This is a genomic window from Musicola paradisiaca NCPPB 2511 (assembly GCF_000400505.1).
GTDB lineage: Bacteria > Pseudomonadota > Gammaproteobacteria > Enterobacterales > Enterobacteriaceae > Musicola > Musicola paradisiaca.
Genome location: NZ_CM001857.1, coordinates 4,387,685 through 4,414,592 on the forward strand (window position 1 = coordinate 4,387,685; position 26,908 = coordinate 4,414,592).

General features: G+C 54.9%; 36 protein-coding genes. 5 read left to right on the top strand and 31 right to left on the bottom strand.

Annotated elements, in window-relative coordinates; genetic code table 11:
- Positions 1–68 precede the first annotated feature (68 nt).
- The 18 genes from DPA2511_RS19645 to DPA2511_RS19730 form a co-directional block, all read right to left on the bottom strand.
- Positions 69–1,565, bottom strand: a complete 1,497-nt coding sequence (locus tag DPA2511_RS19645; RefSeq protein ID WP_015855461.1) for a phage tail-collar fiber domain-containing protein — start codon at positions 1,563–1,565, stop codon at positions 69–71.
- Positions 1,566–1,828: 263 nt separating this feature from the next.
- On the bottom strand, positions 1,829–2,455 hold the full coding sequence (locus DPA2511_RS19650; RefSeq protein WP_015855462.1) for a tail fiber assembly protein: 627 nt from the start codon (positions 2,453–2,455) through the stop codon (positions 1,829–1,831).
- Positions 2,452–4,125, bottom strand: coding sequence for a phage tail-collar fiber domain-containing protein (locus DPA2511_RS23275; protein ID WP_015855463.1), 1,674 nt, complete (start codon positions 4,123–4,125; stop codon positions 2,452–2,454). The genes DPA2511_RS19650 and DPA2511_RS23275 overlap by 4 nt, the downstream gene beginning before the upstream one ends.
- The gene (locus DPA2511_RS19660) at positions 4,122–4,730 is read right to left on the bottom strand and encodes a phage tail protein I (protein ID WP_015855464.1); all 609 of its coding nucleotides are present in this window, start codon (positions 4,728–4,730) and stop codon (positions 4,122–4,124) included. The genes DPA2511_RS23275 and DPA2511_RS19660 overlap by 4 nt, the downstream gene beginning before the upstream one ends.
- Positions 4,723–5,619, bottom strand: coding sequence for a baseplate assembly protein (locus DPA2511_RS19665; RefSeq protein ID WP_015855465.1), 897 nt, complete (start codon positions 5,617–5,619; stop codon positions 4,723–4,725). The genes DPA2511_RS19660 and DPA2511_RS19665 overlap by 8 nt, the downstream gene beginning before the upstream one ends.
- Complete coding sequence (locus DPA2511_RS19670; protein WP_015855466.1) at positions 5,606–5,974, bottom strand: GPW/gp25 family protein; 369 nt, start codon at positions 5,972–5,974, stop codon at positions 5,606–5,608. Before DPA2511_RS19670 ends, DPA2511_RS19665 begins: the two co-directional genes overlap by 14 nt.
- Positions 5,971–6,552, bottom strand: coding sequence for a phage baseplate assembly protein V (locus tag DPA2511_RS19675; protein ID WP_015855467.1), 582 nt, complete (start codon positions 6,550–6,552; stop codon positions 5,971–5,973). The genes DPA2511_RS19670 and DPA2511_RS19675 overlap by 4 nt, the downstream gene beginning before the upstream one ends.
- Positions 6,549–7,187, bottom strand: a complete 639-nt coding sequence (locus DPA2511_RS19680) for a phage virion morphogenesis protein (protein ID WP_015855468.1) — start codon at positions 7,185–7,187, stop codon at positions 6,549–6,551. The genes DPA2511_RS19675 and DPA2511_RS19680 overlap by 4 nt, the downstream gene beginning before the upstream one ends.
- Complete coding sequence (locus DPA2511_RS19685) at positions 7,184–7,642, bottom strand: phage tail protein (RefSeq protein WP_015855469.1); 459 nt, start codon at positions 7,640–7,642, stop codon at positions 7,184–7,186. The genes DPA2511_RS19680 and DPA2511_RS19685 overlap by 4 nt, the downstream gene beginning before the upstream one ends.
- Positions 7,643–7,652: 10 nt before the next feature.
- The gene (lysC, locus tag DPA2511_RS24120) at positions 7,653–7,853 is read right to left on the bottom strand and encodes an Rz1-like lysis system protein LysC (protein ID WP_438919040.1); all 201 of its coding nucleotides are present in this window, start codon (positions 7,851–7,853) and stop codon (positions 7,653–7,655) included.
- Positions 7,756–8,193 (bottom strand): DUF2570 family protein, encoded by a 438-nt coding sequence (locus DPA2511_RS19695; protein WP_015855470.1) that lies wholly within the window; start codon positions 8,191–8,193, stop codon positions 7,756–7,758. Before DPA2511_RS19695 ends, lysC begins: the two co-directional genes overlap by 98 nt.
- Positions 8,190–8,735: a lysozyme gene (locus DPA2511_RS19700; RefSeq protein WP_015855471.1), complete on the bottom strand. Its 546-nt coding sequence runs from the start codon at positions 8,733–8,735 to the stop codon at positions 8,190–8,192. Before DPA2511_RS19700 ends, DPA2511_RS19695 begins: the two co-directional genes overlap by 4 nt.
- Entirely contained in the window at positions 8,719–9,021 is a 303-nt protein-coding gene (locus DPA2511_RS19705) for an HP1 family phage holin (RefSeq protein WP_015855472.1), read from the bottom strand. Before DPA2511_RS19705 ends, DPA2511_RS19700 begins: the two co-directional genes overlap by 17 nt.
- Complete coding sequence (locus DPA2511_RS22200; RefSeq protein WP_015855473.1) at positions 8,990–9,211, bottom strand: tail protein X; 222 nt, start codon at positions 9,209–9,211, stop codon at positions 8,990–8,992. Before DPA2511_RS22200 ends, DPA2511_RS19705 begins: the two co-directional genes overlap by 32 nt.
- Complete coding sequence (locus DPA2511_RS19715) at positions 9,211–9,702, bottom strand: head completion/stabilization protein (protein ID WP_015855474.1); 492 nt, start codon at positions 9,700–9,702, stop codon at positions 9,211–9,213. The genes DPA2511_RS22200 and DPA2511_RS19715 overlap by 1 nt, the downstream gene beginning before the upstream one ends.
- A 98-nt stretch (positions 9,703–9,800) precedes the next feature.
- Positions 9,801–10,682 (bottom strand): phage terminase small subunit, encoded by an 882-nt coding sequence (gene gpM, locus DPA2511_RS19720; RefSeq protein ID WP_015855475.1) that lies wholly within the window; start codon positions 10,680–10,682, stop codon positions 9,801–9,803.
- Positions 10,683–10,724: 42 nt separating this feature from the next.
- The gene (locus DPA2511_RS19725; protein WP_015855476.1) at positions 10,725–11,780 is read right to left on the bottom strand and encodes a phage major capsid protein, P2 family; all 1,056 of its coding nucleotides are present in this window, start codon (positions 11,778–11,780) and stop codon (positions 10,725–10,727) included.
- A gap of 25 nt (positions 11,781–11,805) precedes the next feature.
- Entirely contained in the window at positions 11,806–12,645 is an 840-nt protein-coding gene (locus tag DPA2511_RS19730) for a GPO family capsid scaffolding protein (protein ID WP_015855477.1), read from the bottom strand.
- 158 nt (positions 12,646–12,803) lie between these two features.
- On the opposite strand from DPA2511_RS19730, the gene DPA2511_RS19735 reads away from it, so the two are divergent.
- Positions 12,804–14,531 carry a terminase large subunit domain-containing protein gene (locus DPA2511_RS19735; protein WP_015855478.1) on the top strand — a complete coding sequence of 576 codons (1,728 nt, stop codon included), beginning with the start codon at positions 12,804–12,806 and terminating at the stop codon, positions 14,529–14,531.
- On the top strand, positions 14,531–15,583 hold the full coding sequence (locus DPA2511_RS19740) for a phage portal protein (RefSeq protein WP_015855479.1): 1,053 nt from the start codon (positions 14,531–14,533) through the stop codon (positions 15,581–15,583). Before DPA2511_RS19735 ends, DPA2511_RS19740 begins: the two co-directional genes overlap by 1 nt.
- A gap of 449 nt (positions 15,584–16,032) precedes the next feature.
- On the opposite strand, the gene DPA2511_RS19745 is transcribed toward DPA2511_RS19740, so the two are convergent.
- The 11 genes from DPA2511_RS19745 to DPA2511_RS19790 form a co-directional block, all read right to left on the bottom strand.
- Entirely contained in the window at positions 16,033–17,145 is a 1,113-nt protein-coding gene (locus DPA2511_RS19745; RefSeq protein ID WP_015855480.1) for a helix-turn-helix domain-containing protein, read from the bottom strand.
- A 13-nt stretch (positions 17,146–17,158) separates the two neighbouring features.
- Positions 17,159–17,752, bottom strand: coding sequence for a hypothetical protein (locus DPA2511_RS19750; RefSeq protein ID WP_015855481.1), 594 nt, complete (start codon positions 17,750–17,752; stop codon positions 17,159–17,161).
- 179 nt (positions 17,753–17,931) lie between these two features.
- A complete protein-coding gene (locus DPA2511_RS19755) occupies positions 17,932–19,986 on the bottom strand; it encodes a replication endonuclease (RefSeq protein ID WP_015855482.1) in 2,055 nt (684 codons plus the stop codon).
- On the bottom strand, positions 19,983–21,209 hold the full coding sequence (locus DPA2511_RS19760; RefSeq protein WP_015855483.1) for a phosphoadenosine phosphosulfate reductase domain-containing protein: 1,227 nt from the start codon (positions 21,207–21,209) through the stop codon (positions 19,983–19,985). Before DPA2511_RS19760 ends, DPA2511_RS19755 begins: the two co-directional genes overlap by 4 nt.
- On the bottom strand, positions 21,209–22,165 hold the full coding sequence (locus DPA2511_RS22205) for a DNA adenine methylase (RefSeq protein ID WP_015855484.1): 957 nt from the start codon (positions 22,163–22,165) through the stop codon (positions 21,209–21,211). The genes DPA2511_RS19760 and DPA2511_RS22205 overlap by 1 nt, the downstream gene beginning before the upstream one ends.
- Positions 22,162–22,386, bottom strand: a complete 225-nt coding sequence (locus DPA2511_RS19770; RefSeq protein WP_015855485.1) for a TraR/DksA family transcriptional regulator — start codon at positions 22,384–22,386, stop codon at positions 22,162–22,164. Before DPA2511_RS19770 ends, DPA2511_RS22205 begins: the two co-directional genes overlap by 4 nt.
- Positions 22,386–22,616 (bottom strand): DUF2732 family protein, encoded by a 231-nt coding sequence (locus DPA2511_RS19775; protein ID WP_015855486.1) that lies wholly within the window; start codon positions 22,614–22,616, stop codon positions 22,386–22,388. Before DPA2511_RS19775 ends, DPA2511_RS19770 begins: the two co-directional genes overlap by 1 nt.
- Before the next feature lie 71 nt (positions 22,617–22,687).
- Entirely contained in the window at positions 22,688–23,017 is a 330-nt protein-coding gene (locus DPA2511_RS19780; RefSeq protein ID WP_015855487.1) for a hypothetical protein, read from the bottom strand.
- Between the two features lie 12 nt (positions 23,018–23,029).
- The gene (locus tag DPA2511_RS23775; RefSeq protein ID WP_015855488.1) at positions 23,030–23,185 is read right to left on the bottom strand and encodes a hypothetical protein; all 156 of its coding nucleotides are present in this window, start codon (positions 23,183–23,185) and stop codon (positions 23,030–23,032) included.
- 113 nt (positions 23,186–23,298) lie between these two features.
- On the bottom strand, positions 23,299–23,505 hold the full coding sequence (locus tag DPA2511_RS23120) for a hypothetical protein (protein ID WP_015855489.1): 207 nt from the start codon (positions 23,503–23,505) through the stop codon (positions 23,299–23,301).
- Between the two features lie 10 nt (positions 23,506–23,515).
- Positions 23,516–23,788: a Cox family DNA-binding protein gene (locus DPA2511_RS19790; RefSeq protein ID WP_015855490.1), complete on the bottom strand. Its 273-nt coding sequence runs from the start codon at positions 23,786–23,788 to the stop codon at positions 23,516–23,518.
- A gap of 125 nt (positions 23,789–23,913) precedes the next feature.
- Between DPA2511_RS19790 and DPA2511_RS19795 the strand changes: the two genes are divergently transcribed.
- Positions 23,914–24,381: an ECs1072 family phage-associated protein gene (locus DPA2511_RS19795; RefSeq protein ID WP_015855491.1), complete on the top strand. Its 468-nt coding sequence runs from the start codon at positions 23,914–23,916 to the stop codon at positions 24,379–24,381.
- Here the strand turns inward: DPA2511_RS19795 and DPA2511_RS23125 are convergent.
- The gene (locus DPA2511_RS23125; RefSeq protein WP_015855492.1) at positions 24,350–24,565 is read right to left on the bottom strand and encodes a hypothetical protein; all 216 of its coding nucleotides are present in this window, start codon (positions 24,563–24,565) and stop codon (positions 24,350–24,352) included. The two genes, DPA2511_RS19795 and DPA2511_RS23125, sit on opposite strands and share 32 nt — an antisense overlap.
- Before the next feature lie 160 nt (positions 24,566–24,725).
- On the opposite strand from DPA2511_RS23125, the gene DPA2511_RS19800 reads away from it, so the two are divergent.
- Both DPA2511_RS19800 and DPA2511_RS19805 read left to right on the top strand, forming a co-directional pair.
- Positions 24,726–25,019 (top strand): helix-turn-helix domain-containing protein, encoded by a 294-nt coding sequence (locus DPA2511_RS19800; protein WP_023638527.1) that lies wholly within the window; start codon positions 24,726–24,728, stop codon positions 25,017–25,019.
- Between the two features lie 66 nt (positions 25,020–25,085).
- On the top strand, positions 25,086–26,069 hold the full coding sequence (locus tag DPA2511_RS19805) for a phage integrase (RefSeq protein ID WP_015855493.1): 984 nt from the start codon (positions 25,086–25,088) through the stop codon (positions 26,067–26,069).
- 242 nt (positions 26,070–26,311) lie between these two features.
- On the opposite strand, the gene cpxP is transcribed toward DPA2511_RS19805, so the two are convergent.
- The gene (gene cpxP / locus DPA2511_RS19810) at positions 26,312–26,836 is read right to left on the bottom strand and encodes a cell-envelope stress modulator CpxP (RefSeq protein WP_015855494.1); all 525 of its coding nucleotides are present in this window, start codon (positions 26,834–26,836) and stop codon (positions 26,312–26,314) included.
- Positions 26,837–26,908 lie beyond the last annotated feature (72 nt).

The following is a 26,908-nucleotide window of genomic DNA, read 5'->3' on the forward strand; positions in this document are numbered from 1 at the left end:
GACCATAAAAAACGGCCCAATGGGCCGTTCAGATATCGTGTTTATTGCAAACACATTATGCGCGGTAGTCACGCCGCTCTGACAATATAGTTAAAAGCGATGTTGCGGGGGCGAGTTGAAACCCAGACAGAACCCTCGCTCGCATAAACGGTATTGCTCGCTGTACCGTTAACACCGTTGTCTCGGGATGCCTGCTCTGTCAGGTCAATATTATTTGGTGCGCGGAAGGCCCCTGCCGGAGCAGAAATTGATTTTGCAGCCGTGTCAGCTTCGGCATAGCCCATCCCGATATAAACGCCAATGTTGTCAACATCACTGCCGTTGTAATCCATCATGCCGGTTCGTAAATACGTGGGATTTTGCGCTGTCAAAATCGCCCTGCCAGCATCAACACCCCTACCATCATCCCAGCCGCGGATAAATTCGCCGCGGAGATCGGGCAAAACTCCGGAGGGATAGACCGTCGCCAGCTTCGGATACAGGGCCTTGTCGAACGACTGTCCATTACATTTCAGCCAGCCGGTGGGCGCGGTCGCCTGCGGCCAGGGTAGTGGGATACCCACAACATCGGCGATATTCATTTTTTGAGCCAGACCCGACGCGGTGCTGGCTGACAAATTCGCCGTTGCAGTAGAAACAAACGCTGTTGTCGCCAACTGCGTGGTATTGGCACCGGCTGCCGCCGTCGGTGCCGTCGGCGTGCCGGTAAGCGCTGGGCTGGCGAGTGGGGCATACTGCGGATGCGGATTTGCCGCTGCGACATGATTCGCCGTTGCAGTAGAAACAAACGCCGTTGTCGCCAACTGCGTGGTATTGGCACCGGCTGCCGCCGTCGGTGCCGTCGGTGTGCCGGTAAGCGCCGGGCTAGCGAGTAGCGCATACTGCGAATGCGGATTTGCCGCTGCGACATGATTCGCCGTTGCGGTAGAAACAAACGCCGTTGTCGCCAATTGCGTGGTATTGGCACCGGCTGCCGCCGTCGGTGCCGTCGGTGTGCCGGTAAGCGCCGGGCTGGCGAGTAGGGCATATTGTTTATGGGGATTGGCGTCGGCGAGATGTTTCGCCATCGCATCATCGGCGTAGGCTTTTACCACGACAGCGCTGTCATCCACGTACTTGCGAGTTGCCAGTACCACCGACGGGTCAATTTTTAGCGTGACCGCGTCGGTACTGCTGACAATCAAGATCATGCGCACCGTTTGCACCCGGCCGGAGCCTTCCTGTAGCAGCGGTTTGTAGGTTTCCGGGCAGTTGGCGACGGCAATCAGATTGCCATCGTTATCATACAGGCCGATTTCCCGGATCCACCACCCGCCCTCGTCCTCGGGGATCACCTGTTCAGCGATAATCTGATTGGGGTTGGCGGAATCGACACTCAGCGAATTCAGTGCGGCGCGACGCTTTTCATTAATCAACGTGGTTTGTGTGGTGCTCGGCGTTGGCAGCGAACCACCGCCATCCCCTACGCCCATTCGCGCGATTTCCAGTTGCTTCCCCAATGCCGTGGCATTGGCCAGCTTGTTTTCGCCCACTTGAGTGAGCAACGCTATGTATTTTGTCGTCATATCGTCTCGTATCTGAATAAGTGAAAAATAGTAACATCACGATATATGCAGCCAAGATCACCGCAGCTTTCTGTCAAATCGTGATATTTCGGTGAGGAGCGAGACGTCATTATGCTGACCGTCATCAGGAATGGCGCGTCATGGACGTTGTTACCGGCATACAACAACATCGCGGCACAACATCAATCACAACAAATTGAAAAAAAGATATTAATCCGAGATAAGCACTGAAAAGAAAAACGGCCCTCGGGCCGTTTGCGTTATCACATTCCCGGCTCCGTCGGCCACACAATGTCTGGCGCATGACCGAAATCCACCCGGCTTAATAACACCAGATAAGCCTGCCAAGAACTCAGTGCAGACGCTTCTTCCGGCGTGGCGATCCCCAAATTGATGGCATAAGTTAGTTCATTCAACCGATCATTTGCGCTGCGTCGGCGTTTTTCCTGTTCCGCTTTGGCTGCCTGTATCGCCGCATTAATTTTGGCTGCGTCATCCGTTACCCACCTGCCATCGCGCCATACATCAAACGCACTCGTCGGCGCCAACACCGTCAACTCGCTGGGTAATTCGCCCATCTGAGTCACCCGTAACGGCTGCCGGGTTTGTGTGTTGTAGGCCAATTGCCCCCTATAGTCCGGTACATGCACCCAACAAAGCCCGTCGTCACTGCGGCGCAAACCCAGCCCATCAGGAGGAAGCGAAGGCGCATCAAGATATCCCCCCGCAGGCAAGCCAGTACCTTGCATCAGGTATTCATAACCGGCGTGCAGATATTCATGCGTATCGGGATCAGCGAAATAGACCACCAGCCAGCCGGGTACGGTAGTTAGCCCGTTTGCCCCTAATTCAGCAGCCTGCGCTGTAATGGCATATTTTTTAGTCATCATGCAGCCCTCACGATGTAGTTAAAGGCGACGTTGCGGGGGCGAACATACGAACGCGCCCGTGATCCGTTATGTTCATATGACGGCAGATTACTGACCGCTGAATACTCGTCAGTATTGAACGTGCTATCGACATTATCGATTCTGATTGTTGTCGCGGCAGTGTTGCTTTCGATGTTCGGCTGAATCCACGTTGCATCCTGCACAGACAACACCGCACGCCCGCTATCAACCCCCCTCCCATCATCCCAGCCGCGAATAAACTCGCCGCGTAAATCCGGCAATGTGCCCGACGGATACGCTGCTGTCAGTTTGGGATAGAGGGTTTTATCGAACGACTGACCGTTACATTTCAGCCAGCCGGTGGGGGCGGTTGCTTGCGGCCAGGGCAGCGGGATGCCGGCAATCTCTGCTGCAAACCAGCCCGATGTAATGGCGCTGGTGCTGTTATCTCCCGCCGCCGGGGCGGTGAGCGTGGCCGTGCTGGTAATTTTTGTGGTTTTCCCAGTTCCTGGGGCGATAGTGACATCGCCGCTGTCTGCCAACGCGATGCGGTTGCTCCCTTTGCCACCCAGCTCAAGCCAGCCGTTGCTTTCGCTACGTCCGACAGTCCACAAGAATACGCCGTCACTGTTAAGCCCTTTAATATACGAGCCAGACGATGGTGCCTTTGTGCTCTGCTGCAAAAGGATTTGATTACCGTCGCCGTTGACGGTGACTGGTGTGGTAATTTTCAGTGACTGACCTGCTTTAGGGGCAATAGTAATATCGCCGCTGTCTATGAGCGCGACGCTATTGCCACCCAAGTAGCTGTAAAACTGCGTGTTCGTGCCGGCATACGTCAGTTGCGCTATCTGAACACCGAGATTGGTCTGAAACGATATCCCTACAGCAGCATTGGCAGTTGCAGCTTTGAGTAACACGGCGCCGGCGCCATCAGCGGTTACTTTTACACGCCCGGTAAACTCAGGGCTGGCAAGCGGCGCATACTGAGGATGCGGATTTGCCGCTGCGACATGATTCGCCGTTGCGGTAGAAACAAACGCAGTGGTAGCCAACTGCGTGGTACTGGCACCGGCTGCCGCTGTTGGGGCGGTGGGTGTGCCCGTCAACGCCGGGCTGGCGAGTGGGGCATATTGTTTATGGGGATTGGCGTCGGCGAGATGTTTCGCCATCGCATCATCGGCGTAGGCTTTCACCACAATCGCGCTGTCATCCACGTACTTGCGGGTCGCCAATACTACAGATGGATCGATTTTCAGCGTGACCGCGTCGGTGCTGCTGACAATCAAAATCATACGCACCGTTTGCACCCGGCCGGAGCCTTCCTGTAGCAGCGGTTTATAGGTTTCCGGGCAGTTGGCGACGGCGATCAGATTGCCCGCTGCGTCGTACAAGCCGATTTCCCGGATCCACCACCCGCCCTCGTCCTCGGGGATAACCTGTTCAGCGATAATCTGATTGGTGTTAGTCGTGTCAACGCTCAGGGAGTTCAACGGCGCCCGGCGGCGTTCGTTGACCAGTTTGGTTTGTGCTGCGTCGGGAGTCGGCAGGGTGCCGCCACCGTCGCCGAGCGCCATTTGGGTGATAGACAACTGCTTCCCCAGCGCGGTAGCGTTTGCCAGCAGCGCGGCGCCAGTGGTTGTCAGCAGGGCAAAATATTTTGTGGTCATGCGTTCACGCTCACGTTATCAGAAAGATGTACCGCACCGCCACGCACGTCGGCGCCGGTTGTGGTAATGGTTTCAGGAAAGTAGGGATAGATGGTCAGCGCGTCGCCGCTGTACTGCCCGACAATGACCGGCGCCGCGCCCCGGCTATCAAGATGGATAGCCAGCCCCAAGAGATGGCGGCTCGCAGGCTTGGCATCAGCAATTAAGCGTTCCAGCTCCAGATAGGTTTCTTCGGTGATGCCGGCATCCTGCACGCCGATATCCAGCCGGAAAGTGCCGGGTACGCCGCCGGTTTGCCACCACTCGGTAATACGAATCAGATAGCCGAACGGCTCGACCACCCGGCGCAGGGCGGCGATGGTGCCCTTCTGGCGGTGTACCCGCCATGCCGCCTTGATCACCTGACGTTTGGTCTGTTCTGACCAGCGCTTATCCCAGCGGTCAACTGACAACGCCCAAGCGAGATAAGGCAGGAATGATACCGGACAGGTGTCAGGGTTCCATAACGTATCCAGATCGACCGCTATCTCACTCAGATGCTGGGTAGAACTGGCGACATTGCGCATAAAGTCACTGGCCGACGGTGGCAATAGGCTGTTACTCATCGCTGCCGCCCTCAGTGAGAGTCAATCCGGTGCAGTACGCCGCCTGCGTGTCGCTGATCACCATGTCTTGCGCCGGTTCCAGCAGCTCGACACGTTGCACTCCCTGCACATGCAGCGCCGCCATGATGGCCGAGCGAGCCACATCACGCCCGATGCGCCCCTGTACGCCAAGCCATGACGTTAATGCCTGCTGCGCGGCCTGTTGGATCGGTTCCGATTCCGGCCCAGGATAGCGGTACAACACCGCCGTAATGGCATAGCGCACAATCTCGGCGCTTTGCACCGTCAGGCGGTCGCCGACCGGGCGTTTATCGTCGGCGGACAGGGCGGCATCAACGGTTGCCAGCAGATCAGCCGAGGCACTGCCGTCTCCCTCTGTGGATAACACCGACACCACTACCACCGCTGGGGACGGGCTGATCGCTTTGGCATCCGCCACCTTGCCGCTGGCACTTTTGGCGAAATACTCATACGCGCCGGTCGGCCCGGCCACGCTCAACCCCTCAAAGGCCGCCTGCGCCCGCAACCGTAGCGCGCTGTCGCTTTCCATTATCGCGTCGGCGGTGTCGGTTTCCTCTGTAATGGTCAGCCGGGCCGTGTTCAGGTTAGCCGCCAGATTATCCAGATCGGATGATACGGCGTAGCTGAGTAGGCAGGCTTCGGCGCCCTCGTTAATCCGCTGGCGTAACATCATTTCCCGATAGGCGATCACCTGCGCTATCACGGTTAACGGTTCGGACTCCAGTTCCAACGCGGCGGTTACGGATGCCTGTTGATCGGCAGGAAAGGCAGCAATCATCACCGCTTTCACATCCTGAAAGATGACTTCGAAGTCCAGCTCTTCAATGATTTGCGGCTGGGGGAGCTGTGATAAATCAACCGTTGCCATCGCTGTTACTCCTGAGCGTAAGGGTGGTGCTGGCCGCCTGCATCGTTGCAGTAATAACGCCCGATAACTCTGCTGCTACCGCCCCGGATGCTGAGTAACGAATATCGATGGCATTCAGCGAGATACGCGACTCCCAGCGCGTCAGGGCGATAACAGCCGCACTCATCAACTGAAGCCGCGTCACAGCGTTCTGCGGCGCATCCAGCAGGTCAGGGATCAGGCTGCCGTAATCCCGGCGCATCACCCTGGATGCCAGCGGCGTAGTCAGAATGTCGCGCACCGACTGCCAGAGCTGATCGGCATCGGTCAGGGTGCCGGTGCCATGCGGATTCATGCCGGTATAGGTCGCGGTCATTGTGTGCCACTCGTCCAGCTACCGCCGGGCTGAATGCCGCCGTGGCGGTGGTTATCCACCTGGACGCCGTTAGAGGTCATCGCGCCGTCAGAATGCGCCACATTACCGGCCAGGGTGCCGCCGTGGGTGATCTCCACGGTGCGGGCCTTCAGGTGCTGAGTGCATTCCACCACCGGCGTATTCAGTGTGACGCTGACCGCGGCCACCACGTTGACGGTTTTCATGCCGGTGGCTTCCAGCGCACCAGCCACAGCGTCATACCGAAACCGGGCACCGTCCGGCGCGGTGATCACAATCTCCTTCAGGCTGTTGCCCGGTGCCGGGTGGGCCTCGCTGAACAGACTGCCGATGATCACGGCGGTTTCCGGATTACCGCCAAGGCAGCCCAGCCACACCTGTTCCCCGACGGCGGGCGGGAACCAGACGTTAAACGCCCCGGCGCGTATGGTGTTCCAGCGTAGCCAGTCGGTGAGCAATTCACCGCTCTTAACACGTACCTGCCAGGTTTCCGGGTCAACTGCTGTGACGACGCCGACGCGCAAGACGTTTTCCAGTAATCGCATCAGTTCAGCGCTCATGTGGCAGCACTCCCCAGGCTATTGATCACCGAGTCCTGGATCAGCTGCTCATCAGCCGGGGAAATCCCCAACAGTTTACGCACCGGGTAGCGGGCGAAGGCGCCCGGCCCGATCTGGTCACGTTCACCGTACTGATGCACGCGGGCGATACGGGCAGCCATGCCGCCAAAGCCGACGCTCGCGCCGTTGGTATCGGCCCGCATGTTGAGAAAGCGATAGCTGCACAAGCGCTGAAACATCGGGGTTTTCTTGCTGGTTGTGCGGCGTATCGCCTGCGTGTTGATCTCGATATAACGCTCAATATCGCTGCGGTAAAACGTGCGGATAGCGTTGCGGTCTTCATCAAAACCGGTGATTGTGCGGCCGTATTTTCCCCGGCCGCCGTGCCAGTTTTTCAGGTGGCGCACCTGGCCTTCCCAGACAAAGACCATTCCTTTTTGCGAACGCAACACCTTGCGGCGGCGGGTTGCATAGGCCGAGCCGTCCGGGTTCTTCTGCGCACGGATGCGCTGTTGCTGACTGCGTCGCAGCGCCTGCCCGACCTGACGGGCCGTTTTCAGCCGCCCGGCGGGTGACAGGCCGGAAAGAATGTCGTCAAACACCTGATCCAGTGCGTGAAACCGTTTATCCGTCATACCGCTGTCTCCCCGGTCGCATCCTCAAGCACAGCGTCCCATACCCCGCCGGTGAGGCGCGGACGAGGTTCAGGCAGATGTTCAGCTCGCAGGGTGCCATTATCATCCCGCGTGACCCTGACCCGCTCGCGCACCGGGATTTCAAAAAGGATGTCGGCGCTGTCGTCGTTGTTGATCAGCGTGGTGAATGTCACCTCGCGGTTCTTTTGCGGGTTCAGCAACAGGTCGGGCTGGTTCTGCCATAGCCAGGCCATTAACGGTAAGGTGAAATCGTCGATATCACCGGTGAAGTTCATCACGAACAGCACCAGCGAGTAGCGGTACAGAAACGACGGCGTTTCCCCGGTGGTTTCAATGCCGCCCTCTTCCACAAACACCGTGAAGGCTTCCGGGTTGGCCCGGCACCAGGTATTGGATGCCGTCAGTGCAACGCGCAGCGAGTCGGTTTTCAGCATGAGCATTCCCCTATGGTGTGGCGGCGTCCTTCAGGCGTTGAAGACGACGCAGGTATACATCGTTGATGGCGGCTTTGTCCGCGTTGCAGGTGTCCAGCGCATCCAGCAGTTGATCACTCCAGAGCGCGACCGTGCCCCACGTCACCGGTGTTTTCAGTGCGGGCGTCGGTGTGGGTGCCGTCAGGCTGAGCGGTACCGGGTCGTGCAGTATTTGCACGCTGGACGGCGGCGGCGCGTTTTTGCAAGCTGTCGCTGACAGCAACAGGCACCACAGTGTTAGCGCACGTATCGGGCTGCATAACCTCACGCATCTTTTCACGACGTTCTTCCCCTTCGACATAACGCTGTTGCTCACGCTCGCGCACCTGCGCCAGCACGGTTCTGGCATCGTCAGCCAGTGCCCGGACTTCGTTTAACAGTTCGCGCTGTTGTTGGGCGCTGTCGGTCAGTGCCTCGGTATGCGCTCGGTCGATGCCGCGCTGGTAGGTTTGCCAGAGCACGCCACCGACGGCCAGCACCAGCAGCACGGCAAGGGTGGCTGCAAGTTTCATGGCACACCCGCCAGATCGCGCAAGCACCAGGCTTTAAAGTCGCTGCGACGATTGACCAGCCCGGCGGAGCGCTGGCCGCCGCTGTTGACAAAATCGGTCAGCCGTTCACACATCGCGGGCCATTCCTGCGCCTGGGCATGTTTCCAGATAGTGGTGCGCTGCTTGCTGCCCTGCCGGTTGGTAAACCACATCAGGCCGCTGCAACCGAGGTTAAACGCCGTGTCGGTCATGGCTTCAAACGCCGATTGCGGCATGGCGGCGCCGTTAAAATTGCCGTTGACGCAGTTCTCTGCCCGCTGCATGTCGTTAACCCAGCGGCGGGCAATCTCGTCATTGCCGTACGGCCGATTTTGTACGCTACCGGTAGAGCCAATGCCCACCGTTAGCACGCCGGCGGGGCAGTAATACGGCGACGCCCGGCAGTCTTCCCAACTGGCTGTTTTCTGCTGTGCTTCCTGCGAGGTGCGCAATGCGCCGGGGGACAGCGTGACGCCAAGCGCGACAATCAGCGCAATCGAACAGCGTTTAATCGCGGTTTTCATCGTCAACGTCACCTTGATGCAAAATAGCCACCGCGCGGCGTTCCGATACATTCAGCGTGCGGCGCTCGGACTGCTGCAAAATCTGTTCAATCAGTTCATTGCGACGTCGTTGTGCGCGCTCGATACGACGCCGGAACAGCCAGGCGCGCCACGCGGTGACAACACCGATGACCAGCCCCGCCAGCGCCACTTTTTCACTGACGGTCATTACCCCGATGCCAGTCACCATCACGGACAGGCCATAGGTCACGCCATCATTCAGGCGCTGAAGATCGTTTAATCCCATAACTGCCCGTTTCCTGTTCTGTCGAGCGGGAAATTTCGGGCAGCGTGACAGCCTGCCCGGCCGTCAGAAACATCTGGCGGCTCAATCCCGGATTGGCGGCGATCACCTGCTCGGTGACACCGGCGGATGTGCCGTAATGGCGATAACAGAGCAAATCCACCGTATCGCCCTGAAGCGCCCAGACCACCATCAGCACAACTCCGCAAAAAGGCGTTTGGCGCCGCGTATATCGGCGATACTCCAGCGCGCATCACGCCATAAATCGTCACGCTGGTTGTCAAAGGTGTCCGTTGCCTTGTCGCCTTTGGCCGTGGTATCCACATCGCGGTATCCCTCCAGCAGCAGCGCGCGGGCAATGGCATAAACCGCACGCTTGAAGCGGTACACCTTGATGTTTTCGCCGTTGACCTGTCCGGCCGGAACGTCCGCCAGTGCGGTATATCCGGCGGCCTGTTGCGTCTGCTGCCAGCTCGCCAACTGGTCAGTCACATGCACCACCGCTTCCGTGGTGACGTGCATCAGGCGAGTGGTGGTGATACCGCCGGTGATACGGGCGGCCAGACGCAGATCGCGCAGGACGATTACCGGCCAGAACTCCCCGGCGCTGACCGCCGCCGCGCCGTCGTCAATCTCCGGCACGTCGCCGCTGTCGCTGACACGTTTTGGCGCTACCAGGCTCATGCTCAACTCTCCCAAAAGTCAGGCGGTGGGCACCGGGCAAAAAGACCGTATACGGGCAGATCACCCGGTGCGCCGCCTGTCGGACGGGGCCGAAGTCGTTAACGTTTGGCAGACTGACGGGCGGCTTTACTTTTGCCCGTCGGCCGTGTGGTTTTCCGCGCCGTGGTGTTACGCACGGCGGCTTTTTTTACCGCTGGCTGCGCGGCGTCGGCTGAAGCCGCAGGCGGTGTCTCCCCGGCGGCTGTTTCCATGGTCGTCTCATCGTCGCCGGGCGCACCGTCTTCCGGCGCGTCACTGCTGCCCGGCATGAGCTTTTTCAGCTCCCGCGTCAGGGTGGCGATTTCCCGTTTTACCCCTGCGTTGGGATTGCGGGCCATCGCTTCCCGGAACAGTGTCAGCGCATCGGCTTTGGTTTGTGCATCCACCGCTGCGCGGCGTGAGAAGGCGCGGGCTTTGCACAGCTTGGCGCGCACTTCATCCGGCATGTCTTTGCCGTCCACAATCGCGGCCACTTCATCCAGCACGGCGGTGTAACCGCTCAGGTCAGCGCGGTCGTCGGTGGCGGCCAGTGTCAGTACCGGGTTGCTCACTTCCTCAGCCAGTACCGTTACCGCATCACGGCGGAACTTGTCGGCAGGCAAAGACAGGCCATGCTCAACGACGTAACGCCCCAGTTTTAGCGCCAGTGCGCTATCTTGGCAGTCGATCGCCCACACCATCAGGGTGACAATCACTTCATCCTGTCGGCCGCTGTCGCCTTCCAGCGTGCCATCAATCCAGCCGTCGTATTCCGGCAGCATGGCTTTTTTCATCTCCGCTTTGGTCGCATCAGATTGCACCTGTTTCAGCGCCGCCTGATGCAGGCGCAGGCGGTGAAGAATTTGCTCATGGGCGGTGCGTGACACCTCCGTTTCGATGTCCTCCTGGCCCCGGCGCTCGGCCATGACCCGCTGAAAATGTCGTTGTGCTGGTGTCAGCATGGTGTGTTCTCCGGTTGGGCGGAGTGTTACCCCGCCGGGCTGTTACTCGCTGTCGCCTGCTGCCTGTGCGAACTGAATACCGTCGATCAGTGCCACCTTGCCGTAGTCCTCCACCACAAAGTCGTCGTTGGACGATTGGTAGGTGGCAATCCGGTTGTACTGCGGCTCCTCGACGATGCTGCGGCGCAACGCCCCCAACTGGTAGTAAACCGACAGATTTTTGAACGAGGTGATCAGCACCGCGTTGGACGGGAAGTACGGTGCCAGGAAGGTCGGCAGGCCGCCCACACGCTCCTGGCTGATAATCAACTGACCGGCGATCAGTTCACTATTGGGGTTGCTCTGGCTCAGCGCATTGAGGCGCGGAAAGTTGCTGGACGTCAGCAGGTCGGATGCCATGATCACCACCAGATCCGGCGCTTTCCGGTGCCACGGATCCAGCAGGCTGTTTTTGGCGTCAAACACAGCGGTGTCGAGGTTGCCGTAGGTGCCTTTGGCGACAATCTTGTTGTCTTCGTCGCGGGCGGTCAGCGTGACGTTTTTAATAATGCGGTGCGCCGTATCATTGCGGATTTTTTGCAGCCAGCCTACGCCGCAATCCTGCAACAGCGGATTGGCTCTGCGGTCGGATTTCTCGGCATAGGTGGCGCCGTTGAAACCGATCATGATGCGGTCAAGGCCGATTTGCCGCGCATTCGCTTGGCTGATCAGCGCCTGAAAGTTCGGCCGCGATGCCCAGGCGTCCAACTGCGGGTAGCTGAGCGCCGAGTCGTAATTCACTTTTCGGCAATGGTAGCTGTTCGGCTCTTTGGAATGGTTGTCCGTCGGATTGCGGCGGGACGTGCCGTCGCTGCTGTTATTGGTGCTGGCAATCGGCCCTTTGCTACCGATCAGGATTTTCTGACCTTCCTGATCCTTCACGCCAAACACGTTAATCTGTTCCAGGAAGTCATCGCTTTCCTGTGCTGCCTGCTCCATACGCTGCTGGATGGCCGGTTCGACGCTAAAGGTCATCGCCACGGCATTCGGCTGCACCCCGTTAAGCTGCGCCTGACGTGAAATGTACTGTTCAAAAAGATTACGGGTCGTGTTTTCCATGTTCGCTTGTCTCGCTTAACGGTACTTAAAAGTCAGCCAGCTGTGCGCCGCTGTTGCCGCCGCTGGCCGCCGGACGCTGGCTGTAACTGTTATCCTGCGTCGCCAGCTTCTGCGTGAGTGCGGCCAGTTCGCGGGTCAACGTCTGGATAGTGCGGTTGTCCTGCTGCTGTTGGGTTTTCAGCGTGTTGAAACTGTCCAGCAGGTCAGCATGGGACTGGGCGACGTTCTCCACCGCCTCACGCACCTGGGCGAACTGTTCACCTTCCGATTTACGGCCTTTGCCGATAATCCCCATCACGCGGGAAAACCATTGCTTCCCCTCGTCGCTGCGCTGTTCGGACAGCTCGACCAGCTCCGCTTCCATCGCTTCGGTGAACATGACCGGCTCACCGGGCAGATTGTTGAATGCCTGCACCTGTGCCCGTTGCTGTGCTGCGAATTTCAGGCGATCTGTGCCCAGGCTGGCCGGGGTATCCGTCATCGCCAGGCCGCGCAGATACGGTTTGCCGGTCGCGGCAAACTGCGGATCGATTTCGATACTGGAATAAATCTTCTTCCCTTCGCCGGTGAGCTGCTTCATTCGCTCGGTGGGTTCGATTTCCGCATACAACGCGGCACGGCCTTTTAGCGGGCCGTCGGTAATGTCTTCCGCGCTCAGCGCAATAACATCACCCATCGCACTGAAATCACTGCCCGGATAGGGGGAAAGAATGTGCTCAACGTTAACGCGGGCACCGTATACCTGCGGGTTGTAGCTTTCCGCCATTGCATAGAGGTGGTCGCGTCCGATTTCACGCCCGTCAACGGTGGAACCGGAGACGGCAACCCGGAATTTTTTGCGGGTCGGTTTAGCTGTACCGCTCATGCCTGTAGTCCTGTCCTGTGGTATCTGTGACATCATGATTGCAGAGCCTAACTCCCTGTCTCAACGCGGTTTTGTTGTCGGCGTAGGGCCAGAGCCGAAAGTGAGCGAAAGGCGGATCGCGCGCGGGGTAATCTTCCCGGCAAAGGGGGAAACCGCGCATGATTCAGGACGCATTTGTACGGCAGCGAGCAAAACAGCTTTACTGGCAGGGTTACCCGCCAGCGGAAATTTCGCGCCTGATGGGGATTAATCAAAACACGGTGTATGCCTGGAAAAAGCGCGACGAATGGGACGAGACGCCGCCTATCCAGCGCGTAACGCATTCTATTGATGCGCGGCTGTGTCAGTTGGCCCAAAAGCCGACCAAAACCGGCGGCGACCTGAAGGAAATGGACGCGCTGACCCGGCAGTTAAAAACGCTGAACGACGGCCAGCCAGGCAATGCCGCAGGCGGCAAGAAACCCCGCAAGCGCAAGGTGAAAAATCACTTCACTGACGAACAGATTGCCGCGTTGCGAACCAACATTCTCGACTCACTGGCCTGGCATCAAAACGGCTGGTATGCCCAGCAGGATCAACGCAACCGTATGATCCTAAAGTCCCGCCAGATCGGCGCCACCTGGTACTTTGCCCGTGAAGCGTTATTGCGGGCGCTGCGTGATGACGTAGCTTACCCTTATCAGCGCCACCAGATTTTTCTGTCCGCCTCACGTCGGCAGGCGCACCAGTTCCGGGGCTTTATCCAGAAGGTGGCGGAAGAGGTGGACGTCGAACTAAAAGGCGGTGACAAGATAGTCCTGAGCAACGGGGCCGAGCTGCATTTTCTGGGGACGTCTGCCGCGACGGCACAGTCTTACACCGGCAACCTGTATTTCGATGAGTTTTTCTGGGTCAGTAACTTTGCCAACCTGCGCAAGGTGGCCGGGGCGATGGCGACCCTGAAAGGGCTGACGCGCACCTACTTTTCCACCCCGTCGAGCGAAACCCATGAAGCGTACCCGTTCTGGACAGGCGCACGCTGGAATGAGAAGCGCAGCAAGGCACAAAAGGTCGCGTTTGATGTGTCATGGAAAGCGCTCAATAGCGGTTTGCTATGTCCGGATAAAACCTGGCGTCAGATTGTGACGCTACAGGACGTCATCGATCACGGCTGGCAATACACCGACCTGGAAGAAATCCGCGACGAAAACAGCCCGGATGAATACAACAACCTGTACGGCTGTGAGTTCGTCCGCGATGGTGAGTCCGCCTTTAACCTCAACCTGTTATTTAGCTGCGGCGCCGACGGTTACGACGAGTGGCCGGACTGGAAGCCCTTTGCATCGCGCCCAATGGCCGATCGCGGCATCTGGATTGGCTATGACGCCAACGGCAGCAGCGGCAACGGCGACAGCGGGGCGATCTCGGTGGTGGTACCGCCACTGGTGGCGGGCGGCAAATTCCGCACCATCGAAACCCAGCAGATACGCGGCCTGGAGTTTGAAGAACAGGCGAAAGTGATCGAAGCGCTGACCTTCAAATACAACGTGCAGCATATCGCCATTGATGGCACCGGCATCGGCGAAGCGGTCTACCAGATTGTGAAGAAATTCTTCCCGGCGGCGGTGTGCTTCCTGATGTCGGTGTCATCCAAACGCGCCTTAGTGCTGAAAATGCTTCAGGTCATTCGTGCCGGTCGCTGGGAATACGACCGCAGCGAGCAGGCGCTGATCAATGCGTTCAACGCCGTGCGGCGCGTCAAGACGCCGGGCGGCATCATGACTTACGACACCGACCGCGCACGCGGCTCTAATCATGGCGATCTGGCCTGGGCAACCATGCTGGCCGTCATCAATGAACCACTCGGCCAGGAGCAAGGCGGCGGTGGCTTTGCGATGGAGTTCTGATGAAAAGAAAATATAAACCCGGCGCCCGTCCGGCAATGACGCCTGGTCAGCCGGATATGGCCGCCACTCTGAAAAGCGATCCGGGGCTGAGCGCGTTTACCTTTGACGGCCCTTATCCGGTCAGGGACGGCCACGACCTGCTGGATAACATGTATTGCGCCGATAATGGCCGTTATTACGACACCCCGGTGGACTGGTACGGGCTGGCTCGCGCGTTTGGTAGTGCGTCATGGCACCAGTCCGCGCTGTACTTCAAACGGAATGCGCTGACCGGGTGCTTTATCCCGCACCCGTTATTGTCGCGTCAGGCGTTCTCCGCCTTCGTGCTCGACTGGTTTGTTTTCGGCAACGGTTATCTTGAACGCCGGGTCAACCGGCTGGGCAGCGTGTTGTCCCTGCGCCACGTTCCGGCAAAGTACACCCGGCGCGGCAGCGACCTGAATACCTATTGGTTTATCCGGCAGTGGAAGGATGAACACGCGTTTGATACCGACAGCGTGTGCCACGTCATCAACCCGGATATTAACCAAGAGATCTACGGTATGCCGGAGTACATGGGCGCGCTGCTGTCGGCCAGCCTGTCGCACTCCGCCGATATGTTCCGCAAGCTCTACTATGACAACGGCTCGCACGCCGGGTGCATTATCTACATCGGCGCATCCCAGGTGGATACCGAAAGCATGGATAACGTGAAAAAAACGCTGAAGGAAGCACGCGGCAAAGGCGCGTTTAAAAACCTGCTGTTACACGCGCCGGGCGGCGGTGAAAAAGGGGTACAGATTATTCCCTTCAGCCAGATATCCGCCAAAGATGAATTCCTGAATATCAAATCAGTGACGCGCGATGACATTCTGGCAGCGCACCGCGTACCGCCGCAACTGATGGGCGCCATGCCGGAAGGCAACGGTTCTTTTGGCGATGTGGAGAAAGCCGCGCGGGTGTTCGCCATCAACGAACTGATGCCGGTGATGGAAGCGCTGAAGCATGTGAATGACTGGCTGGGGATGGAGGTGATCCGCTTCAACCCTTACGCCCTGTTGAAAGCCGAGTGATACCCCGCCGCTGCCGCCGCACTCACGCGGCGGTTTTTATTCAAAAACTTTCACGTCACCTGCGTACTATCTCTTTTCAGTTCAACGGCTAACGCCACCATTCCCCGCCCGTATAAAACCGTCTCAGCGCCGCGCTGTCGAGCGCTCTCACCGGATGACGCGCCGCGTCTCCTGGAGGGAAATACACACGCAGCAGGGCGGGAAATGGGCCGGATTCGGCACATCAAAGGGGGATCCCTACCTACCCCCCATCGCGGGGGCTGTTCCCCCGTCACCAGCGCGCTGCTCTCGCTTCATTTTTTGTGCAAGTGCAGAAACCGGCCCGGCGCGCGAGCGTACCGGGCCGAAAGGGGGAAAATAGCATCAAAAAAGTTGTGCAAAATTGTGCACTATTGTGCGGTAACTTCACCAAAAAAATCCCGCCGAAGCGGGATACATTAGTGAAAAAACTAGGCAGTTCTCATGCGATAAGCAGACATAGACACAACATTTTCTGTCGTGATTTCAGGTACAAAATCTAAAGTATTATCGCTTGCTAACCCCGCTAGCATGGCTGGAGTGATGCATAAACGCTGCGCTAAAGATTCAATATCAACTGACAGATCCGTTAGAAGAAACCTCAATGCCTTATGAAAAAGCTCTGGCTTTTCATTTGGGATTAAATAATCCTCTTTTTCATCAATAGCTTCCCCCTTACGTTTCAGACCAAAAAATGCCGTTTTATACTGAGCATCAGTTAAGAGAGAAAGCTGATGCGCCCTGTAAATTATTGCTGCTTTACTCACTTTCCACGTCAATTTAAACTGGCTAAGGCCTTGCCAGTCGATACGTCCACCTATTGGGCGAGGAAAATACTTTGCCATCGCCGAGCGAGGCAGAAGCAAGGCGGAAGCAAATCGGTTTGCTTGCGATTCCGTTACCCTGTCCCCCGTCGAAATACCTTCATGCAAAATCAAATGTGCAACTTCGTGGGCAATATCAAAACGCTGACGACACGGTGACTTTTTAGCCGTGTTCCTAACGATAAATGGGCGACTCAAAGGAACAGACAGCGCGTCCACATCATCAGAAACAGAATCGAAAGATGTAACAAACGCCCCCAACTTTTCAGCAAGGCGGGTCATATTATCGATCGGCCCAAAGCCTAACCCCCAATCAGTACGGCATTTTTCAGCCGCCTTCTCTATGTCCTCTTGAGTATGCACCCTCATTTCAGGAAACCTGACTGCTGGCAAGTTTAAATACTCATCGAAAACTTCAATTAGACGGCGATACAATTCAGCTTTAGCAAGCGTCGCCCACTTAGTAGCCATGCGTGTAGAACTACGTTTGCGGAAGTGAACGATCTCTTCATTCACTGGAGACTGCTCCTGCACTTCGAAAAATTCGGGCATGACCAGCAAGACGGCAGCTAATTTATTCGCAAGATCAGGAGTAGGCACAGCAGAGCCGGATTCCAGCCGCTGAATATACTGGCGGGTCTTATCGACCCGCTCAGCTACTTGCTCCAGTGATAACTCGTGATACAGACGAGCCAATCGCAAATTAGAACCGTTAAACACTTTTCACCTACTGTTATTCGTTATCGCTTTTCTTTTCCTTTTCAGGAACAGAAGCGCTGATATCATCCAGCTCAATCTTAACAGGTGCTGGCGGGGTATCATCTGTAGAGTGCAGCACTGTTACCCGTTCTTCGCCATAAGTCCACAAAGAGAGCATTTCTTCCAGTGCATTATAACCTGCAAAATGCACGCGCCCACCTTCACCTTCGAACTCCGGCTTCTCAACAACAAAGCGCCAAATCGTAGGGATTGTATCCTCCGACGCAAACAACTGATCAACACTATTCTTACGGAAGAAATTAGGTTTTTTAGGATTAGTTGGATCATCGCTAAAAGAACGAATAGGAATGCCACCAATAGTTATTGTGTAGTCATTATTCGGATTAGAGAGTCCCAACCAGTCGTATTTTTTCGACATACACAGCTTCACGATTCGGTTCTTTTGGCGTCCAAAAGTGCATGTTGCGCGTGTGTAATTATCATCAAGCGAAGAAGACAAAAGTTCATGTGTATCTTCCTGAACTTTAAGGAGCGCCTCTGCAATGATCGACAGGCGTTCTTCGGTTAACTGTGGGTGAAACGTCCAAGGGAATGGGTAATCTTGCATCGGGTCACTTTCCTTTCAGTGCAAAAATTAAACTTTGTCAACCGGAATGATGGTGCAGTTTTTTTATTTTGTCAACTAACCCCTGTTAATTTTTACAGCACATCTCAAAATATAAATACTAAGCTAACAATCTATTAGTGGTTCCGTTTTTCTCATCCACCAACGAACACCACCACACCTTATCCCCAGTTCCACCCCGGCCACAGCTCGCAATCCCCTGTCTGGCCTACTTCCTCCAGCCTGCCGTTAACCATTTTCAGCGCCCTGCCCTCGCTTATTGCCAGACTGCAGCCACGAATCAGCACATCGACCAGCCCCGGATCAGGCGGAAAACCGCGTAAGCGCAACAGTTCCGATAATCGCCGCCGTAGGCCCGGCGTACAGTTATTGACAGAACTCCAAGCTGCGGCGGGGCCGCCAGAAACCCCGGCCCCCGCTGACGCGGCGGCCTGTTTCGGGACAATCCTCCATTGCACCGTTCGGGTGACGATCGCGGAGCGCTCCCCCAGTAATGGCGAATACACCCCCTGAACCTTTTGTACGTCTTCGGCATACTGGTTCGCACGTTCCGTAATCTCATAGGACAACCGCACAACAAGTGCGTCACGCGACACAAGAGGGCCACCCTGCGCTTGGGTGTATGCGGCCCAGTCGCCCACATCTGCTGCCGCCAGCACCGCATCCATCGCCGCGTTATCCAGTTGCTTATCACCCAGGCGTCGCAGCTCGCGGTAAACCGTTACCGGCGCACCGCCGATTTGCTGAAACTGCCGGATACGCCAGCGCGACGCCCAGGCAGATACCGCCTTTGCCATGTCGCGCAGGTTTTCCCCGGTTTCCTCGTCGGCCTCGCCATCCAGTGCGTAGCCATCAATATTCTTGCTGATGTACTTGGCGATATAACCCGTGGCGCTGCCTTTTTCCGGGTCAATCGGTTCATAATGAAAGCGGGCTTTTTGCGCCTTTTCACTGTTCAGCTCATCGGCATCTTCCCGGCGGGCGTGATACGCCATGATGTCGCGTACCTGTTCGATGTGCTCCGGGCGCATGAACAACAACAAATGCCAGTGCGGCGTGCCATCGTGATGCGGCTCGACGACCCGAAAGCCAAACACGCTAATCTCTTCGCGTGACAGCTCCGCCCGGATACGCGCCCACACACCGCACAGGCATTTCTGTGTGTCGCGTGGGCTGGCACCGCTCCACTGTTCGACGAACCCGCCGCCGCTGTGTACTGCGTGATACCGTGACGGCGCGGTGATGGTGTAAAACTCCCCGGCACAGCCCATTTCCTGCGCCAGATCCTCAAAGCCGCGCATTCTCACCATCAGCTCACAACGGCGGATCGCCGGGTTGGCGTTGCTGGCGTTAACCTTGTCATCCATAGAGACACGGTTACCCTCTTCATCTTCCAGATCAAACGCCTTGAAAAACTCCCGGTTACGCCGTTTCTGCTCTTTCCATTCATCCAGCGTGGAGCGCGAGACATAGGGTGACGCCGCTTTTTGTACCTGGCCGACCGCAATCGCCATATGCTCCCGCTGAATATCGCGGCGGCGTTTTAGCCGTGCCCGCCACCACTCCGGTGACATCATGCGTAACAGGCCGGATTCGGCTTTTTCGGTCGATAACGGGTGGCGGCCTTTGGTGAATTGCGCCCAGTAAGCCGGCTGCGTTCCGGCCTGCAAGGTCAGCAGGCCAAGGTGACGGAATGACAGCAGGGTGATATGCCTGTCAGTCAGGCTCCCAGTGTTTCTGATGCGGTTTTCGGTGTAGTCGCGCAACGATGCTGCCATGAAATCGGCCACTCGTTGCGATAAGGCGCGGATGTTGTCACGGTCATAAACCGGCAGCTTTTCCAGATCATCACCGAACGGGAACGGCAGATCTCCCGCAGCACGTTGTTGCGTCTGGTATCGTTCGGTAACGGTGCGCAGGCGTGGCAATACGCTTTTCCCCAGGGTACGGAGTAAAAACGTATTGGCCCGGCGGCGCCCCTTGTGCTCATCGGATTTAAACAGCTTTTCATAACGCTGGCCGAAATACTTCGCCAGATAATCCGGCATTCCGGCCAGATACTGCTGACGCCATTCATGATCGACCTTATTCAGGTGCCAGAGGCTGCGTTCAACATAGCTCAGCCCTGCAGGCTCGCCGGGGGAAAACTGTTCACGCTGCCATTCCCTGACAGCGTGATACACGCCGTTATGCTCCAGAATCTGTAAATCAGTCACTCACAAACCCCGGCATAGACACTGCTACAAACCGACTTGTCGTTTGCCTCTGCCAAAAGGTCGAATTGCGCCCCCCCGCGTGTCGTCATAGCCCAATCGCGGTAAGACTCAATGCCGTATTCATCAACGGTAATTATGTCGATCCGCTGTTCCGCTCTACGTGGATCATGGGTGGAAGGAAAAAACGTTGAATTTCCTCTGCGTGAGCAGGCGGCTACCAGTCTTTCCCACTCAGCAACACGCTTTATTTCTTCAGGCCAGCGGCTGAATATTTCCGCCAATTCAGACTTACGGGCATGGATACACGGCATACACCCAACCCGGCTACAGCCTTGTTGATATAGCGGGTTAGGCTTAATCCCATGACGTTTAGCAATGGCGAAGACATCTTCATGTTTCCATTCAAGGATCGGGCGATAAACATGCAAACCGGGAGTGTTATCCGCATCTTCTTCCCATACTGGCAAACCGGCCCGGGCGGGTGACTCTTGAGCGCGAACCCCCTGCCAGCTTATTACCTCGTCATATTCATCAAGCGCAGGTAGAACTACCTGAGTACGCACAGGTTCGTGCTTAAGTTCGAAGGTGCAAAATCGAGCTTTAGTGCTGGGGAATCTACCCTTCAACATGCAAAGATCGAGGAATGGATTGCCAGTTGGCCGGAGATTATCAAGAGCTGACTTAACCCTAGCAGCAGCCTCAACCTCAGCATCTTGCTGGTTCAGACCCTTTACAGATGGAATCCACTGAAACCCATTTAAGACAGCAGTGTTATAACGATCATCAGGCACAGATTCAGGCCATACAAAACGCTCCCGCCTACCATTAGGGTATAAAAGATACTCATCAAAATAAGTATCATCGTCCTCATCTAACATTATTTTCTGGACACGGAAACCGGATGCCAGCGCCCAGCGACCCTCGAATCTATCCACCATCAGGTCAGTGATCAGCCCCTGATACCAGTTATTCGTAATAAATTTTCTTTTCTGCTCTATCTGTCTTGAAAAATCAGCCTTTACTCGTTTGATTGGGCCTAATTTGCTTTCCAGATAGCCCAGATACTCAATTGTCTGCGGGTGCTCATGCCCTGTATCAGCAAAGACAGCGGTGTGCTGCACTCCGTGTTCAATGGCCAGAAGCCACTGAGCCAAGCTGTCTTTTCCGCCAGACACGCTGATAACGTTGATGGTGTCGTTCTGAAAGCAACGGGAATCAATCATCAGAATGGCTCCGCATTTAACGCGCCGGACGCCGCCATTACATGATGAATGGCATTACCTATCCCCAGCCCACAGTCAGGGCAGTGCCTACCACCTTCATAGCCGCACCCGTCGCAAACTTTCGACAGACTGCGGGCAGCAGACACCGGCAGACGCTTAGCAATGATTTCCCCGGCCTGTTTACCTTCCCCAGCAGCAACGCCGACGCTACGCGGCGCGGTGAAACGGCAGATATCAAACCGGTGATAAAGGCTGCGTGCGTGGTGGGTATCACTGTTGGACGCGATGACAGGGATCCCGCGTTCGGCCAGACGTGATAACTCACTGCACAGGTCATACTGATCGTTGTGGGTGAAACCATCGGTGTGATAACTGGTGAAGCTGGCCGTTGGCGTTTGCGGGATATACGGCGGATCGCAGTACACCACATCGCCGGGGCGGATCAGTTGAAGTGTTTCGCCAAACGCGGCGCAGATGAATTTTGCACGACGGGCTTTTTCGGCAAATGCCTGAATCTCGGCCAGTGGAAAATAAGGCGATGCATAATGCCCGTAAGGGACGTTAAACCCACCGTTGCGGTTATACCTGCAAACGCCCCGGTATCCGTGCCGGTTCAGGTAAAGAAACAGTGCCGCAGATGTGATGCGATTCTCTTTGCTGCGGTTAAATACCTGCCGGAAGCGGTAATAACTTTCTGCCGTGTTCGCGGTGCGGAACAGACCTTCGGCGGTATCAATAAAATCCTTCACATCTTCTTTGAGGACCTGATACAGGTTAATCAGGTCGGGGTTGATATCGGCGATCAGGTACTCCGGGTAATCGGTATTCATCATGACCGCACAAGACCCGGCGAACGGCTCAACCAGACGATCACCAACCGGTAAATGCTCACGCAGGATATCCATCACGCGGGCTTTGCTGCCGACCCATTTCAGCGGTGTGGCGATAATGCTCATAAGGCACCCCGATAGTGTTTGTTTTTCAGTTCAGCATCACCCTGGCAGTACACGCACAGACACACACCCGGAACGGCCACGCGGCGGGCTTCGGGTATGGGGGCGTCGCAGTTTTCACAGACGAATGCAGAAACGGCACAACCCGACTGTTGCCGGGCCTGTTGGATTTGTGTTTCACGGATGAACGCTTCGCGTTCCTGAGCCATATCCATGGAGTCCATCAGCTCAACCCCTGAGCGGAGTACTCAAAACGTTCTGACTCCTGGCGCATCAGTTCCACCAGTTCAGCGGCAGAGAGATCTCTTTGCTGGGCGCGGATAGCCAGCGCAGCAAGACGCAGTGAGAAGGACAAATGCTGGTCTTTGCGCTCCTCCAGTCTGGCTTTATTCAGCAGTTCGATCAGTGCGCCATCAGCAGCGACGGTCATGGTCTTTACTTCGGCATTTTTCATTACGGTTTCCTTTTTTCAGGTAATGCGAATCCCTGCCCGATAAAGGGCATTTATTCGTTGCTATGGGTTAATTAATGAATAGGTGACTGGTTCGGCTTATTGGGTGTGCCGTTTTGATTACTGGTTTTCAGAAAATCATCAGGGCCAAATAGCGCAGTTTCATCGCAGATAGCCCGGATGCGCTTAATTGCGCCCCAGATAGCGGCGCGCTCTTCCGCCGTAAACTGATGCCATGAGTAATTGACATGGCGCGATTTCAGCTTTGGCTTTGCGGAAAAAAGGATAATCTCACGCGTTTCCAGTGCAGCACGCTCCCAAAATGACTGAGCGCGGGATTCACCTTTAAACACGATATCCCTGCAACGCTGTATCCATTTCTGATGATCGACAGATTGAGACATGCGCCCTCCTGATTACCGATTAAACGCCCCTTTCGGCGGGTTCCAGCGGCGGCCATCCGGCCGAATAATGATGCCCTGCTTGCCTTCTCCGTGGCGTATTTCTGGTTTGATACGGCTTTCCGTCTGTTGCTGCCAGAGGAAAGGCGCAATTGAGATTGGTTTTTGCATTGTTCCTCCTATTGGTAACCGCCCACAGATAGACGGTTGCAAATAGGTGCCGGGATATTTAGCCACGCCCGGCCGTGGTTTCTCTGGTGTTGTTTTTATTCTTTATCACTGCACTATTGAGATACGCTGTTATGTAAGCTGTCGATATAACCGGTAGCTAATGCCAGCGCATCAAATAAACCGTAAGACTGCCCTTCCCTGCTAACGCGATATCGCTTAATTGAGTTTGTGATTGTTCTTGGATATTCAACAACTGAAAAGCCACGATATATACTGGTGTGCTTACTCAGGCGAATAACAGCAAATTCCTTTTTAACCATAATTATTCACCTATAACCCCAGCCATAATAACCATGCGTCACGCTGTTCTTTCGGCCTGTTCATAAAGGCATCGCGCATAGCACGGTTAAATTCCGGGATATAAACCCAGTTTTCACCGCGACGAGGATTGGGGTTTTCAGGATTCACCCACGGAATAAGCGGCAATTTGCCATTATCAACCATGCCTTTTACTGCCGCTTCCGACTTACCGATCAATTCCGCAAATTTCTGATACGGAACAGCATCAACAGGATAGCGAACCTCATAAACGCGTTCACTCATCACAAACCTCGCTTTTCATTTTGCGTTATTGAATATGTGCCGGGATTTTTAGCCACGCCCGGCGCGTGGTTATGGTAGGATTGCTGTGCTCACATCAATCAACTACCGACAAAGGAGTCTATTTTATGGACTTAAATCTAACTGCATGTTTTAGGGTTTACGAGAAAACATTCAACAATATCGCAACTGCCCTCAAAATAAATAACCCAGATAACACTTATCTTTGCGCCCCTTTAACTCTTCGAACTCTTGTGATCTTTAAAATTAACCTTATACTTTTTGAGTACCGCGAAAACCTTGATAAAAAAAGAGAGGTTCTCATCGGTAGAAATGCATTAACTCATTATCTTTTTAATAAAAAAGGGATAACATTTACTGAAGCAAAAAATATTTCACTAAACGATGCAGTAATCATTTTATGGAATGAAATAAATTCATATAAAATCCCTGAAAATATTATAAATCACATTAGAAACCATAGTGATAATTATCATCACACCGATAACGACATCTCTAAGTTCAAGAAAGACTACCCTTCCTATATAGATGAAGAATGGGATCCTAATTATGCTGATGAAGAACTGAGGAAATAAATTCATTCAGCTCGTCTAACTCCCTTTCAGCACTATCTGCACTGGCCCGCAATTTTTCTGGTCTTTCCTTGAGAGATTCGCGGGCTTCCAATTTCTTAATGAAAGTTAGCAAGAACTCAATCAATTCATCATCAGTAAGATCACCACGCATAATGCTGGGTCCTACTTTATTCTCACCTTCCATCCGTTCACCCCTCCCCCTCACCGTGATACTCTCTTCCGATCACCAATCACTTACATCGGCTTTCAGTTGCTTGTGTTCGCGGTTGGTTTTTCATGCCCTCATTGGAACCCATATAGGTGCCAATGAGGGGAATTTAGATCCTATATGGGTTCCATGTCAAATGAAACTTAGCGAAAAAGTAAAGGCACTAAGAGAAGCAGAGGGACTTAGCCAGTCAAGATTTTGTGAAATCATAGACTTACCTCTAAGCACTCTTAAAAAATATGAGACTGGCAACTTTGAGCCAGGGGGAAATGCTTTGCTCAAAATCACAATGCATCCCACTTTCCAAAAATACACCCTGTGGTTAATGACGGATAAAACAGCACCGGAAGCTGGGCAGATCGCACCGGCCCTCGCGCACATTGGGCCAGAAGAAACAAAATCTCACCAATCAAACCAGAATATTGGATAAATATTTACATAAGTTACATCTTTGATATTGCATATCAGGATGATGACTGCATCGGAGAGTGTTCTTATGGCAATTAAGAAACTCGATGATGGTCGATATGAAGTGGACATTCGCCCGATAGGACGTAACGGAAAACGCATCCGGCGGCGGTTTGAGAAAAAGACAGAAGCGGTAGCATTCGAACGCTACACGTTGTCCAGAGCGGACAAAAAAGAGTGGCAGCACGGTTATGGCGTTGAACATCGCCAGCTCAGTGAACTGGTTGAATTATGGTGGCTTTACTACGGCCAGAATCTGAAGAATGGTTTGATAGAAAAGCGTCACCTGAAACGGACAGCGGCCCAGATGGACGACCCGGAGATATGCCGGATAAACAAGCGTTCAATTCTGGAATTCCGTACCCGGCGATTATATGACGGTATCAGCTCTTCAACGGTCAATCGGGACATCTACCGGCTTTCCGGGATGTTTTCGGCACTGATAAAACTGGAGATCTACACCGGCGAGAATCCCTTAAAGGAATTGCCACCGTTGCCAGAAAAGCAGCCAACAGTCACTTTCCTGACTGAATCAGAGATTGCACGCCTGCTGGATACGATGGAAGGCGATCAATACCGGCTGGCTGTGCTGTGCCTGAGTACCGGCGCAAGGTGGGGAGAAGCCAGCACATTACGGGCTGAACAGGTGATGCATAACCGGGTGACGTTTACCGAAACCAAGAACGGTAAAAACAGAACCATTCCGATATCGGAAGAGGTTACGCGGATCATCAAAACCCGTGAAACCGGAAAGTTGTTTAAAGTGGACTACTCGGCATTTTGCGAGCAAATCAAAGCGGTAAAACCCGATATTCCGAAAGGCCAGGCATCACACATACTACGGCACACATTTGCCAGCCATTTTGTGATGAACGGGGGAAATCTGGTGGCATTACAGCAGATTTTAGGTCATGCCAGCATTCAGCAAACCATGACTTACGCGCATCTTGCACCGGACTATCTGCAAAACGCTATAACACTCAACCCATTACGGGGAAAAATAGCGGTTTAGGATCGTCCACATATTGTCCACACTTGCGGAAAACGGCCCATTTCTGACCACTTTTTAACCGCTTACAATTGCTTGTAATCACTTAACATGCAGTTGTTTTTAAAGGGTTTTCCAGAAAATCCGCAAAAAAAGCCCGCCATCAAGGCGGGGAAAAAGACAGGGATGGTGTCTATGGCAAGGAAAGGTTACTTCTCAACAACACACTACTCTCAGCACTACACACTACATCTCAGCACGACTCACTACTCGGAACTGACGGATTGCCCCTGGCGGAACATATCCATACTTCTGGCGCTCTGGTCAGCCGCTATCTGCTGACGAACATCCTGCATATTCTGTTCATGCTGGTGATTCAGCATTGTCTTCTGGTCCGGGGTCAACAGCTTGTACATCTGATTGCGAACCCTGGCCATTTCGACCTGGCGTGCTATTTGCGCTTCGGCCATTCGGCTGATTTGCGCTCGCACTGCGGAGGCATCGAATTTATCCGCCGTGACCAATTGGTACATCGTCTCGACATCGTCAATATCGTAAAGAGGCGGCGGCATATTGCGTACCTGGCGCGTCAAATCGCGCATTTGCTGGCGCTGTTGTTCAGTCAACTTCACAGCATCAAACATGCCCTGCTGACTCTCTTCACGTTTCATGGCAGATTCATCCCGATAACAGAGCCCTTTCGTAAGAGAGCCATTTCCGGCAGCCATCGCTGCTCCGGTTACCAGCATCAACAGTGAAGCGACTGACAACGTGATGGTGGTGCCCTGCATCAATGACTCCTCAATTCGGTGAGCTGCTCTGTGAATCGATGAAGCTCAGTCTAATTACCCTGCTGCAAACAT